A 22,293-nucleotide genomic window follows, 5' to 3' on the forward strand; every position below is an offset into this window, starting at 1 on the left:
GCAGGATTTTATTCTCTCGATTTTAAGCGAATACTCAGCAAAAGTGCGATTAAAATATATAAAGACGATAAAAAGAAAACACTATGTATCGAAATTGCCGTAACCAGTCCGGCGGATACCGGCCCCAGCGTTTGCCCGATGGAAGCGTACGATTGGTTAACGCCCATCACCGCCCCTTTCCCGGCATCGGTGTTATGGTCGGCTATGATGGCATTGATCATGGGGTTGCGCAAGCCGTTGAACAGACCGTAAACAGCCATTGCAGCCGAGAACAGCACTATGCCGGTTGCAATGCCTGTAAGTATCATCGTGCCCAAACACACCAGGGTAGAGAGCAAAAGGATCAGTGCCTGCGAGGGTATAGCCTTTTTGATGAGCGGCACCGCCAACTGCATCAATATGCCCGTTACGCCGAAGCCCGCATACATCAGGCCTATTTGGGTGGGGTTGATCTTCAGCACATCTACCGTAAAGGTTTGGAAACCAATAATCATGGTGAACTGCGCCATGGTAAGCAAAAAACCTACGAATATTGCTGTGCCGATAACGGGTTTCTGCACAACAGTTACCAACGAGGTAAAGGTAAATTTGTGAGCCTTATCCGCTCCCCTCTTTTTTGTATCGTTGGTCTCTTTTAACAGGAACACCGTGAGCAGTACGCCCACCATGGCAATAGCCGCCGCGAAGAAGAATGGCACCCCCTCGCCCAGCTTGCTCAGCAAACCGCCTATAGCCGGACCAATAACAAAACCGAACCCAAAAGCCGACCCCAGTATCCCGAAGTTTTTGGCGCGCTCTTTTGGCGAGGAGATATCCGATACCATCGCCTGCGCCACGGAGATGTTGCCGCCGGTAATGCCGTCCAGTATCCGCGCAGCAAAAAGCATCCAGATGCTACCGGCCAAACCAAACATGATGAATGATGCGCAGGTGCCCAACAGGCTGATGGCCAGCAAAGGCTTACGGCCAAACCTGTCTGACAGGGAACCAAGCACAGGCGTGGCAAAAAACTGCGCTACAGAAAATGCCGCGGTGAGCAGGCCTATAGTCTGCTCTGTAACCCCGAACTTTTTGCCATAAGAGTACAGCAACGGCACGATGATGCCGAACCCCATGGAGTTGATTACCGAAATAAAAACAAGCACCCAAAGGGTTTTGTTAGTTTTCATCAGCTACAAAAGGGATGAAAACAAAAAAGGTTCTGTTTGCACAGAACCTTTTTTGTTTATGTTTTATATAGCTATTACAGCTTGTCAGCGTTGCCTTCGGCTTTTGCCAGATTGGCCCTCACCAACGAATGTCTTTTACTGTAAACGAAGTAAATAATGAGGCCTAATGCCATCCACACGGCTAAACGTATCCAGGTATCGCCTGGTAAGGAAACCATCATGGCAATACAGATCAAGATACCTGCGATAGGTACGAAAGGTACCCAAGGCGTACGGAAGGGGCGCGGGGTGGTAGGGTCGCTTTTACGCATCACCATTACGCCAACGCAAACCAGTACGAAAGCAAACAAGGTACCGATAGACACCATTTCGCCTACTATCTTCACCGGTACAAACGCGGCGAACAAGCTCACGAACACCGCAAAGAACAAGTTGGCCACATACGGCGTTTGGAACTTAGGGTGTACTTTAGAGAATATAGGAGGCATTAGCCTGTCTTTAGACATGGTAAAGAATATGCGCGACTGGCCCATAAGCATCACCAGGATAACTGAGGTATAACCTGCGAGGATAGCGATGATAACCGCTTTTTCTAACCAGGCATAATTCATAGCGTGGATAGCTACGGCAACAGGTGCTGCACTGCCTTTAAAATCGGTGTATTTAACTACACCAGTCATTACGTGAGAGAACAGTACGTATAACACGGTACAAACCAGCAATGAACCGATGATACCGATAGGCATACCCTTTTTAGGGTCTTTAGCTTCCTGCGCAGCAGTAGATACGGCATCGAAACCGATGAAGGCAAAGAATACCACGCCGGCACCCCTTAACACACCCGATACGCCAAACTCGCCGAACGTGCCGGTATTAGCAGGCATGTATGGTATATGATTCTCTGGTTTTATAAGTGGCCATCCTACGGCGATGAACACCAATACTACGGCAACTTTCAAAATTACCAGTGTGTTGTTTACGAATGCCGATTCTTTATTACCCCTTATCAGCAACAGCGAAAGGCAAACGATGATAAAAACGGCAGGCAGATTGCAAAGTCCGTTAACAACTGTGCCATCGGCAAGCGTTGCTGTTTCCCATGGCGACATGGTCCACTGAGGCGGTATCTGCAGTCCGTATAGGTGGAGGAACTTGATGAGGTATTGCGACCAACTGATGGATACCGTGGCAGCACCCAAAGCATATTCCAGCACAAGATCCCAACCGATGATCCAGGCCACAAACTCACCCATGGTAGCGTAAGAGTAAGTATAAGCCGAACCGGCGATGGGTATCATACTGGCAAACTCTGCATAGCATAAGCCTGCGAAAGCACAACCGATAGCGCCAATAATAAATGAAATAGTAACGGCGGGGCCCGCATTATTCGCGGCGGCCAGGCCGGTCAAAGAAAACAAGCCGGCTCCTATAATGGCACCTATTCCCATAGTTACCAGGTTAAAACTGCCTAAGGTTCGTTTTAAGGTTCCCTGGCCGCTTTCCGCAGCTTCCTTCAATAGTAAATCAAGAGGTTTTTTAAATCGCATAAAGATCAGTTAAAGTTGTTCAAACGTACTTAAATTTTTTGAAAAGTTAAAGCGCAGAATGTAACAACTATGTATTTGTGATAAACCGAATTAAAAATTGAGGGATAGGCACATTCAGTGGGCAGTTGGCGGTGGGGCTTTAGCAGTTTGAAGTCGCTTAAAAACCGCACTTGGCGACGCTAATGCCATCTCCCCCGATGCCCACCCGGCCATCCATCCGAAACCGTAGGTTTGCTTTTCCACGCCTTTAAATGCATCGCCACGCCGATGCCAAAACCATCTCTTAAAAAAGCCGGGTGAAATAAAAGGATAGCAAAGGAAAACACCGAAAATCCTCCGATTTTCTCGGATTTTCTCCGGTGTTTTGCGGCCAAATTACTATTTACCTACCTCTATTATATGGAACGTCCCCGGCACCATCCGTGGCCTTGGGTTGGCGTTGGTGGCAGTTGGGGCCACTGCCTCCAGCTTTGCGGTGGGCAAAAACAGGTGATGTGTAAGCACATCTATGCCGATGGTACGCGCGCCTTTTTCGGTGGTAATGTTCTCCACGAACACGAATTTATTTGCACTGATTTCTTTAATTACGGATATAGTACCCTCATTATTAGATGTATATGCCAGTTTCAGTTCCGGATCAAAGGCCACGCCATCGCAATCGCCGATGTGGAATTTAGCCAGGTTCTTACCGTTGGCGGCATCCATTACCACCAAAGTTTGGTTGCCACCACAGCCCACGAACAGGCGATTGGTTGCCCTGTCTATAGCGAGGCCGCTTGGTTCGTCGCCATCCGCAATTTTATAGCGGGCAATTATTTTGTAAGTAGCTGCATCTATGGCAATTACCTCGTTGGTGGTTTCAGAATTCACGAATATTTTGCCCTTGCCGTCAGATACGCCGGTTTCGGGTTTGCCGCCTAATGGTATGGTAGCCACCACTTTATCGGTAGCGGGGTCTATCACCGAGGCATCGCTGCTGCGGCCGTTAAAGGCATACACTTTCTTCGAAAAATCGTCATAAAAGATCGCATCGGGGTTAGTGCCGACCGGGATGGTGGCAATTAAAGCATTGGTTTTCAAGTCGAAAGCCGAGCAGGTATTATCGCGCCCGTTGCTGGTGTAGCCTTTACCCAGGGCAGGCACCAGGGCAATGCCATGTACGCCGTTGGTATTGGGGATCACGCCGATAGAATCGCCGGTGGCAATGCTCAGGATATTCACCTGTGTACCGTGCGATACGTATATTTTCTTGTTAGCAGCATCTACGGTTACGTAATCCCAGCCGCCCGGGCTATTGATACTGTGGCTTTTAAGGATATGCAGGCCTGTTTTATTTTGTGCCGAAGCAGTAAAGGAGGCCAGCGCGATTAGGGCAATGGCAATCCCTTGTTTGTTGATAATCTTCATGGTAGGCTCTTAATTTCCAGCCATATTACGCAGGTATTCTGTAGGAATATTGGAGGATAAGTTGACGTTGATACAGAAAATCAAAGCCTTACACCAATTGCTTTTCGAGTTTCTCTGCAAGCAGCTGTTTTGGTGCGGCACCTATCTGTTTATCCACAATCTCGCCGTTTTTGAAAAATAGCAATGCCGGGATATTGCATATGCCGTAACGTTTGGCTGCCTCGGGGTTGGTGTCTACATCTATCTTGCCTACGATGGCCTTGCCTGCATATTCGCGGTAAATAGCCTCAACCACAGGGCCTACCATATTGCTGGAGCCGCACCAATCGGCCCAAAAATCAACCAATACGGGTTTGTCGGCACCCAGTACCAGCTCGTTAAAGTTTGCATCGGTGATGGTGAGCGACATAGTTTACGTGTTAAGTGTTTGTATCGCAGGCTGCATCTGTTGCCTCGCCGCAGCCAGCTTACGGCGGCGAATAAAGTATCCTATTATCAACGCTATCAACATATTACCTATTTTACTAAGCCTGCAAATTTCTGGTAGAAAGCGGTTGGGCTATTCTCGTTTTTGGGCTGATACTTGCCTGCAATAATGGGGATATAGATAACCCTGCGGCGACTTTGCTCGCCAATAACTGCAGATTGCGCTACCCGGTGCCACAGGCGGCCGTCGTGAATGGTAAGGTCGCCGGCGGCGGGCGCTATGGCAATTTCGGCCGCATCGGCATCATTATCAAGGAAGTATCGTTTCTTGAACAGCATGCTGTAGATGCCTTGCTTATGCGTGCCGGGCAATATGCGCAGGCCGCCGTTATCGGGGTGTAGGTTATCCAGGTGGATGCCCACGTTGAGCATCGGGTTTAGCTTGCCGCCCAGGAAAATATCGCGAAGGCCATCGGTATGCCAGCCCATTTTGGTAAAGCCGCTTTCGGGGCCGTTTACGTAGTGGTTAAACACCATGCCATCCTTTTCCTCGGTACCCAGCCTGGCACCGGGGCCTATGATATCCAGCAATACATCAAAACGAGGGTCCTGAGCAAACTCGCCCAGCAGGCTGTGGTGCTGGTTGATAAAAGCAAAGCGCTGCACTATCTTGCTGCCATCAAGGTCTTTACCGTATTTTATGGGCACGCCGTTTACTTTCTCGGTGTTGCTGCTAATCCATTTTTGCTGCACTTCTTCCGAGGCATGCAGGATATCGGCAACGGTTTGGGGCTTGATAAAATTACGGAAATGGATAAACCCGTGCTCGTTAAAAAAGGTTTTTTGTCCCTGGGTAATCTGGCTACCCAGCGTAAATTTTTGGTATATGACCGACATGGAAATGAAATGTAAGGTTGACAAAAATGCTATGTGCTTAAAAAGCACCTAACCTGCAGGACTAAAGGGGACTGAGGGAAAATCAACAACAACAGCAACACATTGCCGCTGTTGGCAATGGCATTCGCATTGGGCATGCGATGATATTTTGGCTATTGATGGTCATTTATTTATATTCTATAAAATCTATGTATTTTATAGACATTACAAATGTAAGGACTTAAACCAATCCTGCAACCATTATTTAATATATTTTTTATTTTTTATATAAGCTTGCCGTTATCCGCTCTACCAGGCCTTTATTTACGTGCCTGGCGGCGATGGCCGAAACCCTGTTTAGGAAACCCGGCACTACTTCGGCTTTTTTATCGAACATGGCTTTCAGCCCCGCGCGGGCAACTTCCACGGGCGACATATTGAATTTTTCAGCAATTTCCTGCAACGCATCCATGCCTGCGCGTTTGGCAAAACCTGTATCTGTTGGGCCCGGGCACAGGCAGGTAACGCTTACATTGCCGCACTGCTGCTCGTACCTTAAAGCCCTGCTAAAGCTCAAAACAAACGCCTTGCTTGCCGAATACACCGCCAGCGAGGGCACAGCCTGGTACGCCGCCGTACTGGATACATTAAGCACGTAGGCCTCGCTCTGCTGTTTTAACAGCGGCAACATGCAATAGGTAAGCTCTACCAGGGCATTGATATTCAGTTTAAGCATATTCGTTTGAGCAGTTAAATCAAGTCCGTCAAAATTACCCCACAGCCCGTAGCCTGCATTGTTTATGAGGATGCTTACGGATACGCCCAAAGTTTTGCACCAATCGGCAACCGCTATAGCAGCACCGTCTGCGGAAAGGTCGGCACTGAGGCAGTGGGCCTTTACCTGATAATCTGCTTCAACTGTTTGGGCAAGCGCCTCCAAATCGCCTATGGAACGGGCAACCAACAGCAAATTATACCCGCGTTGGGCCAGTTGCACAGCCAGTTCTTTACCTATCCCCCGGCCTGCCCCGGTAATTAATGCGTACTCATCCATTGTTATACCTTGTTTGTTGCCGACGTCAAAATAACAAAAATGGATTGGCAAGGTTGCAGGGGGGGTGGCATATTGTTTTGGGAGGCTATTGTTTGCCGGAAGGCGCCGCGACCAATAAATTTTTTTCAAATAAAATTTGCATGCGATCAGGTAATCTTCCTACATTTGAATTATCTATTAAATCTATAGATATTATATACAATGACTACTCAACTACTCGCATCGCACAAAATGTACCGCTTCCCCAAAGGCGTTCAGTATTGTTGTTGCTGTTAAGTCCTCTTCAATATAGCGGCCCACGAATGGCCCGATCATCCAGAATAAATCACATAAACCTTACTTATTATAGATGCTGATACAGAGCATCATCAAAATTCCAGTCGACATGAGCAAATATACCGACCTCAAAAACCTGATAGCCGCCATTGAGCCCGATGCAGATAAGTTTTACATAAAAGGCAACCACGCAGCAGGCACCCGCTTGCGCACAGCCTTGCAGCAGGTAAAGGCATTAGCCCAGGAGATTAGGCTGGAAGTACAGGAATTAAAAACCCAAACCGAAAAACAGTAAACGCCATGGCATCAACCTACTACACTCAGCATAGCTTCGATTTTTTAGAGATTATTAACGAACTTGAGCTTTCCTACAAAAAATACCAACCGCTGAAACCATTGAAAACCGGCCAGAGCCTACCCGGCTTCACCCTAAAAAAAGAATTCAACAACTGGCGGCAGTTCTTCAACGGCTCGCAGGTGCAGGGGCCCGTTGTGCTGCGCCAACTACTGAATAAACCACTGGTTATCAGCTTCTACTCTACCCATTGGGGCGAGAGTGGCACAACCCGCCTAAAACAATTGAACGCCATACAACACGAGATAAGGGCTGCAGGCGCAAACCTACTCATCATCACGCCCGACGAAGAAAGCAAAGCCTTCGAAAACATGATATGGGATAACAGCCTCTCGCTGAGCTTCTATTACGATGAAGATAACGCCATAGCCCAAAAGCTAAAGCTGTTCTCAGAAGCATCGCCGGTGTGGAACACCTATTCGGGCATTGATGTAAATGTGCCTTTACTGGCAACTTATGTGCTGGATACCAATAACCAGATCTTGTACGATGAGGTTGATTATGAGTTGAACGGCATAATCTCCGCTTCGCAAATTTTAGATTCGCTTCATGCCTCCTCGCTTTATCAAACTACCCGCAAATCGGCATAAAATATAGCAAACCGCAACCACCTTGGTGGTGACACAATTTTGACACCATACTGAAATTTGCAAACAACTGATTAAGAGCATATTGAAAGTGTTCACGGTGTTCACACTGCGCACCGTGAACACCTAATGAACACTTCTGGCGGTTTAATTACTCCACTGTAAAACCACAAAAGGGTGTTATAATGCTTTGCTTTCTTAATAAACCGACTTCGGCCTTGCCGATGCTGCTACCCCAAACACCGCCGATGGCTTGCTGCCCATGGTTATGGTGAGGTTGCCGCCTTTAGCCAGTTGGCTGTGCAGCAGGTAAGCATTAGCATACGGCTTTCCGTTGAGGGTTATGCTTTGGATGTATTTATTAGTACCGACATTATTCTTTATGCTGATGTGGAACGACTTGCCGCACGCCAGCTTCAGCACGGCATCATTGATTACCGGGCTGCCAAAAACGTAAGCCCCATTTGCCGGATTCACCGGGTAAAAACCCATAGCCGATAAAACGTACCAGGCCGACATCTGCCCAACGTCTTCATTACCTATAATACCATCCTTTTTATTGGTGTAAAAGCTATCCAGTATAAACCGCACCTTCTCGGCAGTTTTGTACTGTTGCCCGGCATAGGCGTACATATAGGTAATGTGATGGCTGGGCTCGTTGCCGTGCGCGTACTGGCCTATCAGGCCCGTGATATCGTTAGAGGCTTCGTTGCCCATATCGCCTTTTGCGATAAATAGTGAATCGAGCTTCTTCACGAAGGCATCCCTCCCACCTAACAACTGCATCAGCCCCTCAACGTCCTGCGGCACCAGCCAGGTATATTGCCAGGCATTACCCTCGGTAAAATCATCCTTCATATGCCGCGACACAAAGGGACTGAACGGGCTGCGCCATTCGTTTGCCCCAAGCCTGCCGCGCATAAAGTGCGTTTCTTTGTTATAATAGTTGATGTAATTACGGCCACGTTTGCTAAAGTATGCGTAGTCGTCCATCTTGCCCAATTTCTTGGCCATTTGGGCAATGCACCAATCATCAATAGCGTATTCCATACCGGTGGCTACTGTTTCGGTCATGGTATCTGCGGGGATGTAGCCAAGTTCTTTCACGAATTTAAGGCCGCGGCGATCGCCCATGGCGGTTGTTTTTACGGCTTCGTAGGCCAAATTGCGGTCGAAGCCGACGTAGCCTTTCAGGAATGCATCGGCAATTACGGGGATGGCGCTGTTGCCCACCATGCAGTCGGTTTCACTGCCCATCAGGGGCCATACCGGTAGCCTGCCTTGCTGTTGGTAGATGGCCAGCATCGAGCTTATCTGGTCGTTAACGCGCTGCGGCTGGGTTATGGTCATCAGCGGGTTTTCGGCGCGGTACGTGTCCCATAAACTCATGGTGGTAACGTTGGTGAAACCCGGCTTGTGGTGCACCTTTTTATCGGTGCCCAAATAATCGCCATTGTAATCGTTATAAACCGAGGGCGCTATCATGGTGTGATAAAATGCGGTATAAAAAGTACGCATGCGCGCCGGGGTAGCCTTAACAGCTATTTTACCCAATTCATTATTCCATAAGGCATTGGCATCGTTCTTCACTTTATCAAAATCCCAGTTGCAGGCTTCGGCATTTATATTGGCCAGGGCATTATCCATGCTCACAGGCGAAATACCTACTTTGATTTTCACTTTTTCCCCGGCAAGGGTAGCAAAACTGAGTACACCTTTTACATTGCGGCCTTTCAATTCAGCACCGCTTGTTTTGGCAAGGCTATCATACACCGCGAAATTCCTGATGCGTTTAGAGAAAATAGCGGCGAAGTAAATACGGTCGTCTACCGACCAGCCCGAGGAATGGCGATAACCAATAACTGTGGTATCGTTAACCTGCTTGATGTAGGTTTCAACGGGATGATCCCAGCCGATACCCTTCTGCAGATCGATAACGATATGCGCGTTATCCGATTTTGGGAACGTGTATTCGTGTATGCCTACCCTTGTGGTGGCCGTTAACCGCACGCCGATGTTATAGCGCTTAAGTTTCACTGAATAGAAGCCCGGCCTGGCAATTTCTTCTTTATGACTGAAAAGCGAATAGTATCCGCTGTTGTAGCCGCTAAGGTTGCCGCTCAATACCTTTACATCGCCTGTAGTGGGCATAAACTGGATATCGCCCAGGTCACCGATACCCGTACCGCTAAGGTGCGTGTGGGCGAAGCCTGCGATGGTACTGTCGGAATAATTATAGCCCGAGCACCAATCCCAATCTACCGCCTTGATGTTCACCGGCCCCAACTGCACGGCACCAAAAGGCACATTGGCACCAACGAACACGTGTCCGTGCAATGCCGAACCGATAAAGGGGTCTACAAAACTGGTGTAATTGGTGGTTTTAGCCGTCTTCTTTTTTGTTTGTGCCGAAAGATTAAGGCTTAAGCTGCATAAGGCTAATAAAGAAAGGAAATATATCGGGTACTTTTTCATGGTTTATTTTACTTTGATACCCAATTCAGCCACTGCAAGGCCGTTGCCTTTGGTTACGTGCAATACCGAAAATTTAAAATACCGGGCTTTTACGGGCTGTGCCAGCGTAACCACTTGTTCTATTGGGTTCGATTGGATGTTGGCGAACTCGCCCTTGGCAACCGGATCCCATATTTGCCCGTTGGTGCTGGTGTAGAGCGCGTAACGATCAACAATGCCGGGTGTTTGCTTATCCTGCCGGGGCAGGTAGGTAAAGGCGGCAATGGTTTGCTCCTTACCCAGGTCTATTGTTATTTCCTGTGGATATTGCGTTTTGGCAAGGGTATCTTTCGGCAGGGTGTTCCAGTTGGTATTGATATCTTCGTCGATAGCTAACTCGGGCTTGCCATCGGCCGGCGGCCATACTTTGACAACTTTCCAGCCCACCTTAGATAGGCCGAATTCTTTTGCGCTTACATCCCCCGCTTTGGCTGCATCAAAACTGATGGCTTTTACGATGCCGCCATCCGCCAGTAGGAAAGGTTTTTGGTAGGCCGGCGACGCAAGCGTTGGTGCCGAGCCATCAACCGTATAATGTATGCTGCCTACAGGCGCATCGGTGGCAATGCTTACCATACCGGCTTTATCGCGGGTAATAATGGGTGCGCTAAGGTGCGCAGGTTCTTTAAACAGGCCGAAATCGCTTAAGGCAACGCAGGCCGCTGCACTGACTATGCGCAGCCGCACCTTGCTTGCGGTAATATTTTGTGGCAGACGGATGAGCCTGTTGGCACCGATGCTGGTAGCTGTAGCGATTTCCTTCCATACACCATTAATAAAGGCATCTACAGCTACGGCGTTGATGCGCTGCCCCAGTTTAATGTTCTCGCGCAGGCGTATCACGTTGAAGGTTTTGGCGGCATGCATATCGGCAACCAGTTGCGGGGTGGTGATATTATCATTGGTGGCCCAGTAGCTGTAGCGGTCGGCGTCCGTCAAAAATGCCGGACCGAACTTTTGCTTGTTGCCACCGCGCACATTGCTTACGGTAAACCCTGCGCCTTTGAGCAGGTTTACGGCAAAGGTTTGTTGCAGCAATTCGCCAAAGGTTTTCAGCGATGCTACATCCCTGTCATCAAGCAGGCCTTGTTGGTTTGGCGAGAGGCCAAGGTCAAGGTCGGCACCGCGGCCTACGCTTTTATAGTAAAGTTCTAATAATTGATAAGGCGTTTTCACCTGTTCGTTTTGCGAGGCATGGTAAAACCATCCCGGTCGCAGGGGCACATCGCATTCGGCGGGCATCCAACTGCCCTGGCGGGTACCTTCGGTAGCTTCCCAATATTTGCTGTACCCGTTTGATGGCTTTTTGCCGGCATCGGGTGCCTGTGGCGAATAAGTGGCCCAACTGGTTATGCCTGCTTCGCCTTCCTCGTTGCCTACCCAGCGCACATCCGCACCAATATCGCCGAATATGGCGGCGTTGGGTTGCCATTTGCGTATCATGGCCCAGGTGTTATCCCAATCGTAATAAGTGGTGCGGTCAATTTTACGTTCTTCGCGCTTGCCGCCGTAGTAGCCATCGCCGCCGTTCGCACCATCGTGCCAGGAAATAAACAGCGGGCCGTAATTGGTATAAAGTTCTTTTAGCTGTGCCCGATAGATCTCCAGGTATTCGGGGGTACCGTATTGCGGGTTGTTCCTGTCCCAGGGCGAGCAGTAAAGGCCCAATTGCATCCCCAGTTTTTGGCAGGCCAACTGGTACTCGCGTACCATATCGCCTTGTCCGTTCTTCCAGGTGGCTTTGGTGATGTTGTGCTCGGTAGTTTTGGTTGGCCATATGCAAAGTCCATCGTGGTGCTTGGCAACAATTACCACGCCCTTAAATCCGCCGGCTTTAGCCGCGCCCACGATCTGCATCGCGTCGAATTTGGTTGGGTTCACTATCGCAGGGTCCTCATCGCCGAAGCCCCACTCCTTGTTGGTATACGTATCTACCCCAAAATGGATAATGCAATACATCCCCATCTCGTGCCAGTTCAACTGCGCTTTACTGGGCAGCGCGCCGTAAGGTTTTGGCGGGGCTTGCGCAAATGTGGCAGCCGTGCCGCTTATCAAAAAACCAAAAAGCAATATTTTCTTTAGCATGATGCTTAATTTTTCAACCAGTCCGCCGGTATATCTTTCGGTTCCGAGCCATTCAGGCTATATTTCAACTTCAGGGAGTACCCGCCGCCGCCCTCGATAAAATCAAGCGCGATAGGCTGAAGTCCTTTCTTTAGGGCAACCTGCCCATTCTTTTCTATCGCGGCGTGGAGGCCGTCGTTGTCCACCACATCGCGGCCGGCAATTTTCAGCGTGCCGCCGTCATCACAAGTTAAATAAAAGCTGTAGATGCCGTCCGCCGGGATATCCAAATAACCCCGGTATTTTATGGCGAAGCTTGGTGCTTCGGCTTCTTTTGGCACGATGATGCTTTGTACGGTAAACGTTGTATCGGGCTTGGTATTGGGGATAAGCGTGGTGTTTTTATATAACTGCCTGTATTCGCTGCAAAGCAATCCTTTGGCGGGGTTAGCTATGCTTGTCGGTTCGGCCAGCGTTTGCTTTTGGTACTGCAAATCGTAAACATCGCCCATCGATCCATCAGTTTTAAAGGCTGCCAGGCGTATGTGCTGCGAGGTTTTGATTACCAATGGCTGGGTCAACGCGGGCGATAACATATCAGGCAATGTGCCATCGATGGTATAGTGCACGGTTAATCCTCGCAATGGTATTTGGATATCCAGTTTGGTTTCATCCGTAAAAACATTCGATGATAAAAATCCACCCAAATCCGGTAAACGGTAGTGTACTTTCATTGCATCCAAACGCGGATATTGGGCTAATAAACGTTGCTGGTACGAGGGATAATCCCGCTTGTGCGTCCACAATACTTCAGCCAGGGCTGTCATGCGGGGCATAATCATGTAATCGGCGCGGTTTTCAGTAGGGACGTATTCCGACCACAGGTTGGCCTGTGCGCCAATGATATTCCGGGCTTCATCTGCCGTCAAACCATTCGGGATAATCTGAAAGTTATAAACGTTTGGGATAGAATTCTTATCGGGCGGCGAATCAAAATACAAGGGGTTGCCCGGTGTCATGATTACTTTGTTGCCTAGCTTTGCCGCCTCTATGGGCGCTTTTGGCACCCAGCTGCGCCAGTACATAATTACGGCGGTATTGGTTACGCCGCCCTCCAGCACCTCGTCCCACCCTATCAGCTTGCGGCCCTTAGAGTTGAAGAATTTCTCCATATTGTTGATGAAGTAGCTTTGCAGTTCGGCAGTGTTCTTCAATCCCTCTCTTTTCATCAATGCCTTGCAATCTTCAGATGTTGCCCAGGTAGAGCGGTCTACCTCGTCGCCACCGATATGCATGTATTTCGAGGGGAATATATCCATTATCTCGCTATACACATCCTGCGCAAAGGTAAAAGTTGATGGCAGACAGGGACAAATAGGCTTGGTAAACAACTCGCCGAAGGAGCTCTTTTTGCCATCGCTGCTTAGGTAAGGGTATTCGTTTATGGCAGCCATCATGTGGCCGGGCATATCAATCTCGGGGATGATATCTATTTTGCGGGCAGCAGCATAGATCACCAGTTCCTTCAGTTGCGCCTGGGTATAAAAACCGCCGTACAGGGTTTTGCCGTTCCGATGGATGATATGCGTTTTGTCTATCTCGAAATCGGGGTTATCAACCGCTTTTTTCATGCAGATGGAATCCTGGTTATTGAAGGTGCGCCATGCGCCGTTTTCAGTCAATTTGGGGTATTTCTTTATCTCCACGCGCCAGCCCTGATCGTCCGTCAGATGCAGGTGCAACTTATTGAACTTGTAAAGCGCCAGCATATCCACATACTTATGCAGGTAACTTATCGAGAAAAAATGCCTCGATACATCCAGGTGCATGCCGCGGTATGCGTAAGCGGGAGCATCGTTTATAGCTACGGCGGGCAAATAGATGTGGCTGGCCGGTATCATTCCCCCACGTACCTCTGCGATAGCAGGCAGCAATTGCCTTAAAGTTTGTACGCCCATAAACATGCCCTTAGCCGTTCTGGCGCCTATTACCACCTGTGTAGGGCTGATGCTCAATTTATATCCTTCCTCGGCGGCAACGCTCGCATCATATTTCAGGCTGATATTTTTGCCTGCCGATGCAGTGCCGATGACCAATTTCCGCCGGAGGCAATTGCCGATAAGCTGGTTTAAAAACGCAGCTTCGTTTTTGAACATTGCCTGCGCAACTATTTTGGTAGCCGGCGTAATCCTGAACCCTCCGCTTGCCGGTACCAATTCGGTAGGATACGGAATAATGGGATACCGCGCATCATTTTGTTGCGCGGTAGCGGTAAGGGCGGCTGTTGCTGTGATGATGACAGCCAAAGCAGCAACTTTATATAATCTCATTTAAACTTTTTTTAGTACGTTATTTTAAAGGTTGCTGCATATTGGCAGCCAGTATTTTGCTGTATGGCGGCGGGCAGGCTCACAATTAGTTCATCGCCCTTCAGTTTATATTTAAGTTTTTGCTTTGCGCCTAACAGGCTTACGCTTTTAACAGCCTTTATATTGTTCAGTTTAATAGTAACCGTTGACTCAAACTTAACCGTACTATCTTTACCCGCTATTAAAAAGGCATATATGGTGTTGCTGTTTTTTGCCTTGGTATAAAAAATGTCGCCTGTGGAATATGGCGCTACCGATTGCGAGCCGTAAATGCCTTCGCCATTGGTCTCCATCCAGCCGCTTACCTGCGCCAGGCGCGAGTACGCTACCGGGTCCCAGTCGCCATCGGGGCCGGGGCCAATGTTGAGCAATAAATTACCGCCGCGCGATACGATCTTTACCAGCAACTGCACTATTTGCTGTGCCGATTTATAATGATCGTTTGGTACGTAGCTCCACGAATCGCCCATGGTGATGCAGGTTTCCCAGGGATGATCCAAAGGCGCGCCGGGCACCTGTTGCTCGGGCGTGGTGTAGTTCTCGAATTCGCCCGCTACGGTGCGGTCTACTACGATGAGGCCCGGTTGCTTGGCGCGGCCCATAGCGGCAATCCTGGGCATATCTATATCCTGATTGAATTTAATACCGCGCTGCCAATCTACCGCGGTATCGATAGTGCTTTTAGGGCGCACCCAGCCGCCATCGAGCCATAAGATATCCACCTTTCCGTAATCGGTCATCAGCTCGCTTATCTGGTTGTAGGTAAAATCTTTAAATTTTTGCCATTTATCCGGATGCAGTGCCGGGTCGTAGTTTACGTTGCGGTCCTTAGGCGGGAAGTATGGCCACCAATAATCGGGCGAATGCCAGTCGGGCTTAGAAAAGTAAGCGCCTATCATAAAATTCTCCTTGCGGAAAGCATCGAATATCTCTTTAGTAACATTGCTGCGCGGATTAGCAGAAAAAGGCGTTTTTGCCGATGTTATTTTATAATCGGTTTGTTTGGTATCAAACATGCTGAAACCATCGTGGTGCTTGGTAGTAAATACCACGTATTTCATGCCGGCACGTTTTGCAGCGGCCACCCATTTCTCGGGGTTGAAGCGCGTAGGGTTAAAGGTAGTCTGCAGGTTTTCGTATGCTTTTACGTAGCCGTTATAGGTTTCGCCGTAAGGGCCCTTGCGTTGCGTCCAACCCTCGTCTTCGGGGCAAATACTCCAGCTTTCTACCACGCCCCATTGGCTGTAGGTACCCCAATGCATAAAAAGCCCGAATTTAAGATCCTGCCATTGGCTCAGCTTCTGCTGCACCAGGGGATCGGTGGGTGGCTGGTAATTTTTAGACATTTGGTGCTCCTGCGCCAGCAAAACGGAGGCGTTTAAGGCACAAAGGCACAGTACCGCTAACTTCTTCATCATCTTACAATTAGGTTTTTGTAAACAATATTAAACTATTTATATATAGCGTAAGACAAAATTAAATACTGTATTGCCTACACTAAGTTCCCATTCTTTTTAAAATTTTTTAAAAATACACTCCAGCTTGTTTGATTATTATATTAAATGTACTATTATTGTTACGTAAATGTTAAAGTTTACTGCGTACTATAATTAAGGATACTTTGAGAAACAAAAATACCAATATCGCTGAATTATGGAGCCGTACCTGCCACCAGGACGATATGAAAGCCTTTGAGCAGCTTTTCTACGCATTAAACAAACCCCTTATCAAATTCTGCGTGCTTTATGTAAAGCAAAACGAGGTTGCGGAGGATATCGTGTCGGAATTATTCGTAAAATGTTGGGAGAGCCGCAAAAAACTTACCGGCATACTTAACCCTGCCACCTACCTTTACATCGCCGTAAAAAACCAAAGCCTCAACTACGTAAAAAAGTACTCTAACATACATCTGGTACAAATTGAAGACACCGACGACTTTGCCCTGGTTAACACCTATAACCCGCAAAAAGAACTCGAAAAAAAAGAGTTGGTGTTTAAGCTTGATAAAGCAATAGCCTCGCTGCCACAGCAATGCCGCATCATTTTCAGGCTGATAAAAGAAGACGGCATGCGGTATAAAGAAGTGGCCGAGGTGTTGGATATATCGCCCCGCACGGTGCAAACGCAACTTTTCAGGGCCCTCAAAAAACTCACTACCGTGCTTGATCCCGACCAGCGCCGCATACCACAGCCCGCTACCGACAAAACCGTCTTCGGCATCATTACCATACTGTTATCGCTCCCTTTATTTTTCTAATCGATTCCTGCTCCTGCGTTCCCACGCAAAAAAAAGCAATCCTCTGCCCGCCCTGTACACTAAGCTTTTGCCTTTCTCATTAATAATGGGCCGCTAAATGCCCTGTGCACGCGTTTTGGCTGCATCGTCATTATTTCCTTTTACGCAACAAACGGCGAACAATAATCTAAGACTCACATTAAATCTTCTTAATAATTTTTAATAAGTGGGTTTTCTTTTTAAAAAAGTAAAAAATATTTTCATAACGTGTAGGCAACATCCAGTTTTTATTTGTCCATACCATCAGAACACATCATGCGCGGTGATGTAACCGCATATGCATAATAACTAAACTCAAAAAAGTATGATCAAAAAACTAAAACACAGCAGCTTGCCTATGTAAGAAAAAATTACCTCCACTCCCCAAAAAGCATAGTTACCTGGTAGGGACTACAGCTTATGAAAACTAAAACTGTTTAAGCAATCCCCGCAATCGGGGCATTGAAATTAACCCCTTTTTAAATCAATTAAATATGGAATTTTTTAAACATCCAATGGGTGTAAGAAATAGGTACCGGATGTCGCCTGCGATACCGGTATGTAAAGTTGCCCTGGCATTTTTAATAATTGCCGGCATACAGCTACCTGCAGTTGCGGCCACCGCAAACACGGTAAGCGTAAAAACCAAAAGCGGTGCCTTTGTACCTGCTACCGGTTTAGTTACCGACGAAAACGGCGAACCTCTTATAGGCGTTAGCGTTACCGTTAAAGGCACTTCAAACGGCGGCCAGACCGATGTAAACGGTAAGTTTGCGTTGGATGCCCCGGTAAATTCAACATTAGTATTCAGCTACGTTGGCTTCACTACCCAGGAAGTAGCATTTACAGGCAAAGCCCTTAGGGTTACCCTGGTATCTAACACCAAACTGAACGAAGTTGTAGTAACGGCCCTCGGTATCAAAAAAGACGAGCGCAAATTAGGTTACTCGGTAACAACCGTAAAAGGCGACTTGTTAAACACTGCTAAAGAAACAAACGTTGCTTACTCGTTGCAAGGCCGCGTAGCGGGCTTAAGCATCAGCGGCACCAACGGCGGCCCTGGTTCATCAGCACGTATATTATTACGTGGTGTAACCAGTTTAACTGCAGGCGGCCCGCTGTTCGTTATCAACGGTGTACCAATGGACAACACCCAAAGAGGCCAATCGGGCGAATGGGGTGGTGCTGACTTCGGCGACGGTATCAGCAATATCAACCCTGATGATATCGAAACCATGACCGTACTGAAAGGCCAGTCGGCTTCGGCATTATACGGTACACGTGCAGTAAACGGCGTTATTTTGATCACCACCAAATCGGGCAAGAAAAACTCCGGTTTCGGCGTTGAGTACAATAGCAACTACCAGGCGGATAAGGTTTATGATAACACCGATTTCCAAACAACTTACGGCCAGGGTTTACTTGGGGCCAAGCCTACTACTGCTGCAGGTGCATTAGCATCGGGCAACCAGGCATGGGGCGCTAAATTGGATGGCTCATCGGTAATACAGTTCGATGGCAACAGTTATGCTTACTCAAAAACCAGCGACGATTACACCAAATTCTACAAAACAGGCAACACCTTTACCAATACGGTTTCATTAACCGGCGGTAACGAAACCGGCGCGTTCAGATTATCAGCATCTAACTTAACCAACCACGCAATTACGCCAAATAGCGGTTTAACCAGAAAGACTTTTAACTTCAACGGGTCGCAAACGGTTATCAAAAACCTGGATATCAATCTCGTAGCCAACTACATTTTAGATAATGCGAAAAACCGCTCAGGCTTGAGCGATGGCCCGGGCAACCCTAACAACGTTCAGTTCCTGGCACCAAACGAAGGCCAAAGTATCCTTGCGCCCGGCACTAAAGCCGATGGTACCGAGCAGTCTTTCACTGATGATATCTATGTAACCAACCCTTATTTTGCTGCTTACAACTTTGTAACCAACACTACCAGGGAGCGTTTGATATCGTCTATCTCGGCTAAATATGCCATAACCCCATGGGCCTACATACAGGGCCGTGTAGGTTATGATAAAATAAACGATAAGCGTTTAGGTATCACCCCAACAGGTACTGCTTACGCCGGCAACAATGGCGGTATGTCTACTCAAACTACTCAGATCACAGAATTAAACTCCGACGTTTTGATCGGGGCAAAACATGACCTGATCAAAGATTTGTTAAACCTGGATCTATCTGTGGGTGGTAACATCCGCAAAAGCGATGCATCGGGTACTTATGTAAATGCCAACCAATTCATCATCCCTTACTTCTACGATCTGTCTAACGGTAAAACCCGCGACGCCGGTAACCAGGGCATCATCAAGCAACAAGTAAACTCTGCTTACTACACGGCTGATTTTGGTATTAAAAACTTCCTGGTGGTAAGTACAACAGGCCGTTACGATGCTTACTCAAGTATTGGCAGCAACGTTGGTCATGGTATATTTACGCCTTCAGTTTCCGGTAGTTTCATCTTTTCTGAGCTTACTCATATTAACGGACTGGATTTTGGTAAATTGCGCATTTCTTATGCTAAGACCAGTGCGGGTGCCGATCCGTACGCTAACAGAGTTTATTACAATGTAAACAATTCAATAAATGGCATAAGTGCGGGTAGCTTTGACACATCGTTGCCAAACCTTTTCTTAAAACCTTATACACTAGGGGAGTTGGAAATTGGTACCGCGTTGAAATTTTTTAATGACCGCGTAGGCTTAGATGTAACTTACTTCTCTAAAAAAACCAAGAGTGAAATCCTGAGAGGATCGCTTGATATCTCCAGTGGCTACACCAGCTATTATGTTCCAACAGGTTCTACCCAAAATAAAGGTTTAGAGGTTGAATTACACGGTTCTCCATTTAGAAGCAAGGACTTTAGCTGGACCTCATCATTCAATTTTACTTATGTTCAAAACAAGGTATTATCAACAGATGCCAATAATAGTAATATTGGTTTAGGTACTTATCGCCCATTGAATGCTACAACAGCTTTTATTGTTGGTATGGCAGGCCCGCAGATCTTAGCTAACGATTACCTGCGCGATGCAAGCGGCAAAATCATCTTTGATGCACAGGGTATCCCTAAAGCTACAGGCCGTAACCCAATGGGTAGCGTTATGCCTAAATTCTATGGTGGTTTCAGTAACGATTTTAGCTACAAAGGCTTCAACTTCTCGTTCCTTATCGATTACCGTTACGGCAACAAGGTGTTATCGGCTACCAACTACTACAGCATCTTCCGCGGTTTAAACCAATTGACCTTAGCTGGTCGCGAAGGCGGTGTTGTTGGCCAGGGTGTAAACGAAGCAGGCCAGCCAAATACAGTAAACGTACCAGCGCAAACTTACTACCAGAGCTTAGCCCGAGGTATTTCTGCGCTTAACGTACTGGATGGTAGCTTCATCAAACTTCGTCAGGTTACTTTAGGCTATGCTATACCAAAAACTACTATAGCTAATACGCCGTTTAACTCAATCACTGTTTCGTTGGTTGCCAGGAACTTGTGGACCATCATGAAACATACTGACAATATCGATCCGGAATCGAACTTTGCTCCAGGCATCAACTATGCAGGCATCGAAGGTACCAGCGTTCCTGCTGTTAGGACTTACGGGTTAAATGTTAACTTTAAATTTAAAAAATAACAAGATGAAAAAACGACTTATATATAGTTGCCTGCTTGCAGGCGCCACCTTTATAGCGGGTTGTACTAAAGACTTTGAGGCAATCAACACAAACCCAACCAAAGTAGACGCGGCTACATTTCCACCAAACTTTTTGTTGGCTCAATCTCAGATCAAGTTTTCAAACAGCGGTTACGATCAATTACTTTTTCAGAGCATGTGGTCGCAATCATTAGCAGGAACGTACTCATACTACAGCAATGGCGACAAGTATGTTTACGGAGGTAGCGGACGGGGTTACCTGGAGCGTACCTGGAACACCAGCTATGGCGCGGCCACCTTGGTTGACGAAATGAAGAACCTGATAGCAGGCAAACCAGAGTATGCTAACCTTGATGCCGTTGGTACCATTATGCGCGTATTGATTTTGCAGCGTGTTACTGATGCTTACGGCGATATCCCTTTCTCTCAGGAAGGCCAGGCAAAATCGGGCGTTATTACCCCGGTTTTTGATACGCAGCAAGCGGTGTACACCTCAATGCTTTCTCAGTTAGAAACGGCAACTGCCGCTTTAAATGTAGCTAAAGACAAGCCATCATCAGATTTGATGTACGGCGGCGACATTGCAAAATGGAAAAAACTGGGTTACTCTTTAATGTTGAAAGTTGCTATGCGCTTAACTAAAGTTGATGCGGCTACTGCACAGAAATATGCTGAGAAAGCATACGCCGGCGGCACTATGGCATCTATTGATGATAACGCCAAAGTAAAAGCCGACGAAGCTAACGGTAACAGCAACAGCGATGTTAACGCTTTATTGGTAAAAGATGATTTCAGGGAAGTTAGATGGTCAAATACTTTGATCAGCTACATGCAGTCAACTACAGACCCACGTGTCAGCGCGGTTGCAGAAATTGCAGCAGGCACTGGTAAAGCTGCCAACGAAGCATACGCAGCAGGTGATAATACCGCCTCTTTACAAATTGGTATGCCAAACGGTTATGACCAAAACGGTGGCACTACCGACATTTCAAAAGCACCAGGCTACCCGGGTACCTCGCCTGCTAACCCTGCCGTGACAGGCGACGTTGCAGCACCCGATGGCAAATACTCACGCCCAAGGTTTGCCGTTTATGATGACCGTAGCCGTATAAACATGCTGTACACTTATGGCGAAAGCGAATTGCTATTGGCCGAGGCTGCAAGCAGAGGCTGGAACACCGGCGTTGCCGCTACCCACTACGCCAATGCGCTTGCTGCCGATATCAACAGCATAGCACAGTTCAACGCTGCAGGTGCCGTTCCGGCTGCCACTGTTGCTACTTATGTAGCTACGCACCCATTGGTGCCTGCAACTGCATTGCAACAGATAAACATGGAGTACTTTGTGGTAACATCTACTACATTCAACTTCAACGAAACATGGGCTAACTGGAGAAGATCAGGTTTCCCTGTGTTGACTCCTGTTAAATACATCGGCCAGTTTACCGATGGCTCTATCCCAAGAAGGAACCCTTATCCGCTTGGCTTGCCATCTACCAACGCAGCAAACTACAACGATGCTGTATCAAAGTTAACCGGTGGCGACGTATTCACCGCCAGGGTATGGTGGGATAAATAATCTCCCCCAATCGCTTATAAAAAAACAAGGCTGTGCAAGCAGCCTTGTTTTTTTGTTTAAAGTAGAAAGCAATCGCTATTTTTATAGTTTACGTTACTGATATATAATCCCCCTAATT

Annotated in this window: 15 protein-coding genes; 5 read left to right on the plus strand and 10 right to left on the minus strand. The window is 47.6% G+C overall.

Features of this window, described 5'->3' with window-relative positions:
• Window positions 1–8: 8 nt before the first annotated feature.
• From AC1DYT_RS11850 to AC1DYT_RS11875, 6 genes are all read right to left on the minus strand, one after another.
• Window positions 9–1,169, minus strand: coding sequence for an MFS transporter (locus tag AC1DYT_RS11850; protein ID WP_477469815.1), 1,161 nt, complete (start codon window positions 1,167–1,169; stop codon window positions 9–11).
• Between the two features lie 74 nt (window positions 1,170–1,243).
• The gene (locus AC1DYT_RS11855) at window positions 1,244–2,716 is read right to left on the minus strand and encodes an amino acid permease (protein WP_477469816.1); all 1,473 of its coding nucleotides are present in this window, start codon (window positions 2,714–2,716) and stop codon (window positions 1,244–1,246) included.
• Window positions 2,717–3,094: 378 nt separating this feature from the next.
• Window positions 3,095–4,123, minus strand: a complete 1,029-nt coding sequence (locus AC1DYT_RS11860) for a hypothetical protein (protein WP_477469817.1) — start codon at window positions 4,121–4,123, stop codon at window positions 3,095–3,097.
• A gap of 88 nt (window positions 4,124–4,211) precedes the next feature.
• Window positions 4,212–4,532: a thioredoxin gene (gene trxA / locus AC1DYT_RS11865; RefSeq protein WP_477458407.1), complete on the minus strand. Its 321-nt coding sequence runs from the start codon at window positions 4,530–4,532 to the stop codon at window positions 4,212–4,214.
• Between the two features lie 107 nt (window positions 4,533–4,639).
• Complete coding sequence (locus AC1DYT_RS11870) at window positions 4,640–5,446, minus strand: phytanoyl-CoA dioxygenase family protein (RefSeq protein WP_477469818.1); 807 nt, start codon at window positions 5,444–5,446, stop codon at window positions 4,640–4,642.
• A gap of 256 nt (window positions 5,447–5,702) precedes the next feature.
• The gene (locus AC1DYT_RS11875) at window positions 5,703–6,479 is read right to left on the minus strand and encodes an SDR family NAD(P)-dependent oxidoreductase (RefSeq protein WP_477469819.1); all 777 of its coding nucleotides are present in this window, start codon (window positions 6,477–6,479) and stop codon (window positions 5,703–5,705) included.
• A gap of 349 nt (window positions 6,480–6,828) precedes the next feature.
• On the opposite strand from AC1DYT_RS11875, the gene AC1DYT_RS11880 reads away from it, so the two are divergent.
• Both AC1DYT_RS11880 and AC1DYT_RS11885 read left to right on the plus strand, forming a co-directional pair.
• Entirely contained in the window at window positions 6,829–7,050 is a 222-nt protein-coding gene (locus AC1DYT_RS11880; protein ID WP_477469820.1) for a histone H1, read from the plus strand.
• A gap of 5 nt (window positions 7,051–7,055) precedes the next feature.
• Window positions 7,056–7,700: a redoxin domain-containing protein gene (locus AC1DYT_RS11885; protein ID WP_477469821.1), complete on the plus strand. Its 645-nt coding sequence runs from the start codon at window positions 7,056–7,058 to the stop codon at window positions 7,698–7,700.
• Window positions 7,701–7,895: 195 nt separating this feature from the next.
• Here the strand turns inward: AC1DYT_RS11885 and AC1DYT_RS11890 are convergent, their stop codons facing one another.
• The 4 genes from AC1DYT_RS11890 to AC1DYT_RS11905 are packed head-to-tail and all read right to left on the minus strand — an operon-like array spanning window position 7,896 to window position 16,062.
• Window positions 7,896–10,172: a GH92 family glycosyl hydrolase gene (locus AC1DYT_RS11890; protein ID WP_477469822.1), complete on the minus strand. Its 2,277-nt coding sequence runs from the start codon at window positions 10,170–10,172 to the stop codon at window positions 7,896–7,898.
• A 3-nt stretch (window positions 10,173–10,175) separates the two neighbouring features.
• Entirely contained in the window at window positions 10,176–12,296 is a 2,121-nt protein-coding gene (locus tag AC1DYT_RS11895; protein WP_477469823.1) for an alpha-L-fucosidase, read from the minus strand.
• Between the two features lie 5 nt (window positions 12,297–12,301).
• Entirely contained in the window at window positions 12,302–14,605 is a 2,304-nt protein-coding gene (locus AC1DYT_RS11900; protein ID WP_477469824.1) for a family 20 glycosylhydrolase, read from the minus strand.
• 11 nt (window positions 14,606–14,616) lie between these two features.
• Window positions 14,617–16,062, minus strand: coding sequence for an alpha-L-fucosidase (locus AC1DYT_RS11905; protein WP_477469825.1), 1,446 nt, complete (start codon window positions 16,060–16,062; stop codon window positions 14,617–14,619).
• 203 nt (window positions 16,063–16,265) lie between these two features.
• Here AC1DYT_RS11905 and AC1DYT_RS11910 point away from each other — a divergent pair, with 203 nt between their 5' ends.
• The 3 genes from AC1DYT_RS11910 (at window position 16,266) to AC1DYT_RS11920 (ending at window position 22,175) form a co-directional block, all read left to right on the plus strand.
• Window positions 16,266–16,901, plus strand: coding sequence for an RNA polymerase sigma-70 factor (locus tag AC1DYT_RS11910; protein ID WP_477469826.1), 636 nt, complete (start codon window positions 16,266–16,268; stop codon window positions 16,899–16,901).
• Window positions 16,902–17,413: 512 nt separating this feature from the next.
• On the plus strand, window positions 17,414–20,575 hold the full coding sequence (locus AC1DYT_RS11915; RefSeq protein WP_477469827.1) for a SusC/RagA family TonB-linked outer membrane protein: 3,162 nt from the start codon (window positions 17,414–17,416) through the stop codon (window positions 20,573–20,575).
• A 4-nt stretch (window positions 20,576–20,579) separates the two neighbouring features.
• Window positions 20,580–22,175, plus strand: a complete 1,596-nt coding sequence (locus tag AC1DYT_RS11920; RefSeq protein WP_477469828.1) for a SusD/RagB family nutrient-binding outer membrane lipoprotein — start codon at window positions 20,580–20,582, stop codon at window positions 22,173–22,175.
• The last annotated feature ends 118 nt before the right edge of the window (window positions 22,176–22,293 follow it).

Source organism: Mucilaginibacter sp. P1_D10 (genome assembly GCF_056406215.1).

Bases quoted from the DNA above. Each gene is read 5' to 3' on its own strand.
- AC1DYT_RS11880 (WP_477469820.1), top strand. From the start codon at position 6,829: ATGCTGATACAGAGCATCATCAAAATTCCAGTCGACATGAGCAAATAT.
- AC1DYT_RS11850 (WP_477469815.1), bottom strand. From the start codon at position 1,169: ATGAAAACTAACAAAACCCTTTGGGTGCTTGTTTTTATTTCGGTAATC.
- AC1DYT_RS11915 (WP_477469827.1), top strand. From the start codon at position 17,414: ATGGAATTTTTTAAACATCCAATGGGTGTAAGAAATAGGTACCGGATG.
- AC1DYT_RS11900 (WP_477469824.1), bottom strand. From the start codon at position 14,605: ATGAGATTATATAAAGTTGCTGCTTTGGCTGTCATCATCACAGCAACA.
- AC1DYT_RS11890 (WP_477469822.1), bottom strand. From the start codon at position 10,172: ATGAAAAAGTACCCGATATATTTCCTTTCTTTATTAGCCTTATGCAGC.
- trxA (WP_477458407.1), bottom strand. From the start codon at position 4,532: ATGTCGCTCACCATCACCGATGCAAACTTTAACGAGCTGGTACTGGGT.
- AC1DYT_RS11860 (WP_477469817.1), bottom strand. From the start codon at position 4,123: ATGAAGATTATCAACAAACAAGGGATTGCCATTGCCCTAATCGCGCTG.
- AC1DYT_RS11895 (WP_477469823.1), bottom strand. From the start codon at position 12,296: ATGCTAAAGAAAATATTGCTTTTTGGTTTTTTGATAAGCGGCACGGCT.
- AC1DYT_RS11870 (WP_477469818.1), bottom strand. From the start codon at position 5,446: ATGTCGGTCATATACCAAAAATTTACGCTGGGTAGCCAGATTACCCAG.
- AC1DYT_RS11855 (WP_477469816.1), bottom strand. From the start codon at position 2,716: ATGCGATTTAAAAAACCTCTTGATTTACTATTGAAGGAAGCTGCGGAA.
- AC1DYT_RS11920 (WP_477469828.1), top strand. From the start codon at position 20,580: ATGAAAAAACGACTTATATATAGTTGCCTGCTTGCAGGCGCCACCTTT.
- AC1DYT_RS11905 (WP_477469825.1), bottom strand. From the start codon at position 16,062: ATGATGAAGAAGTTAGCGGTACTGTGCCTTTGTGCCTTAAACGCCTCC.
- AC1DYT_RS11875 (WP_477469819.1), bottom strand. From the start codon at position 6,479: ATGGATGAGTACGCATTAATTACCGGGGCAGGCCGGGGGATAGGTAAA.
- AC1DYT_RS11885 (WP_477469821.1), top strand. From the start codon at position 7,056: ATGGCATCAACCTACTACACTCAGCATAGCTTCGATTTTTTAGAGATT.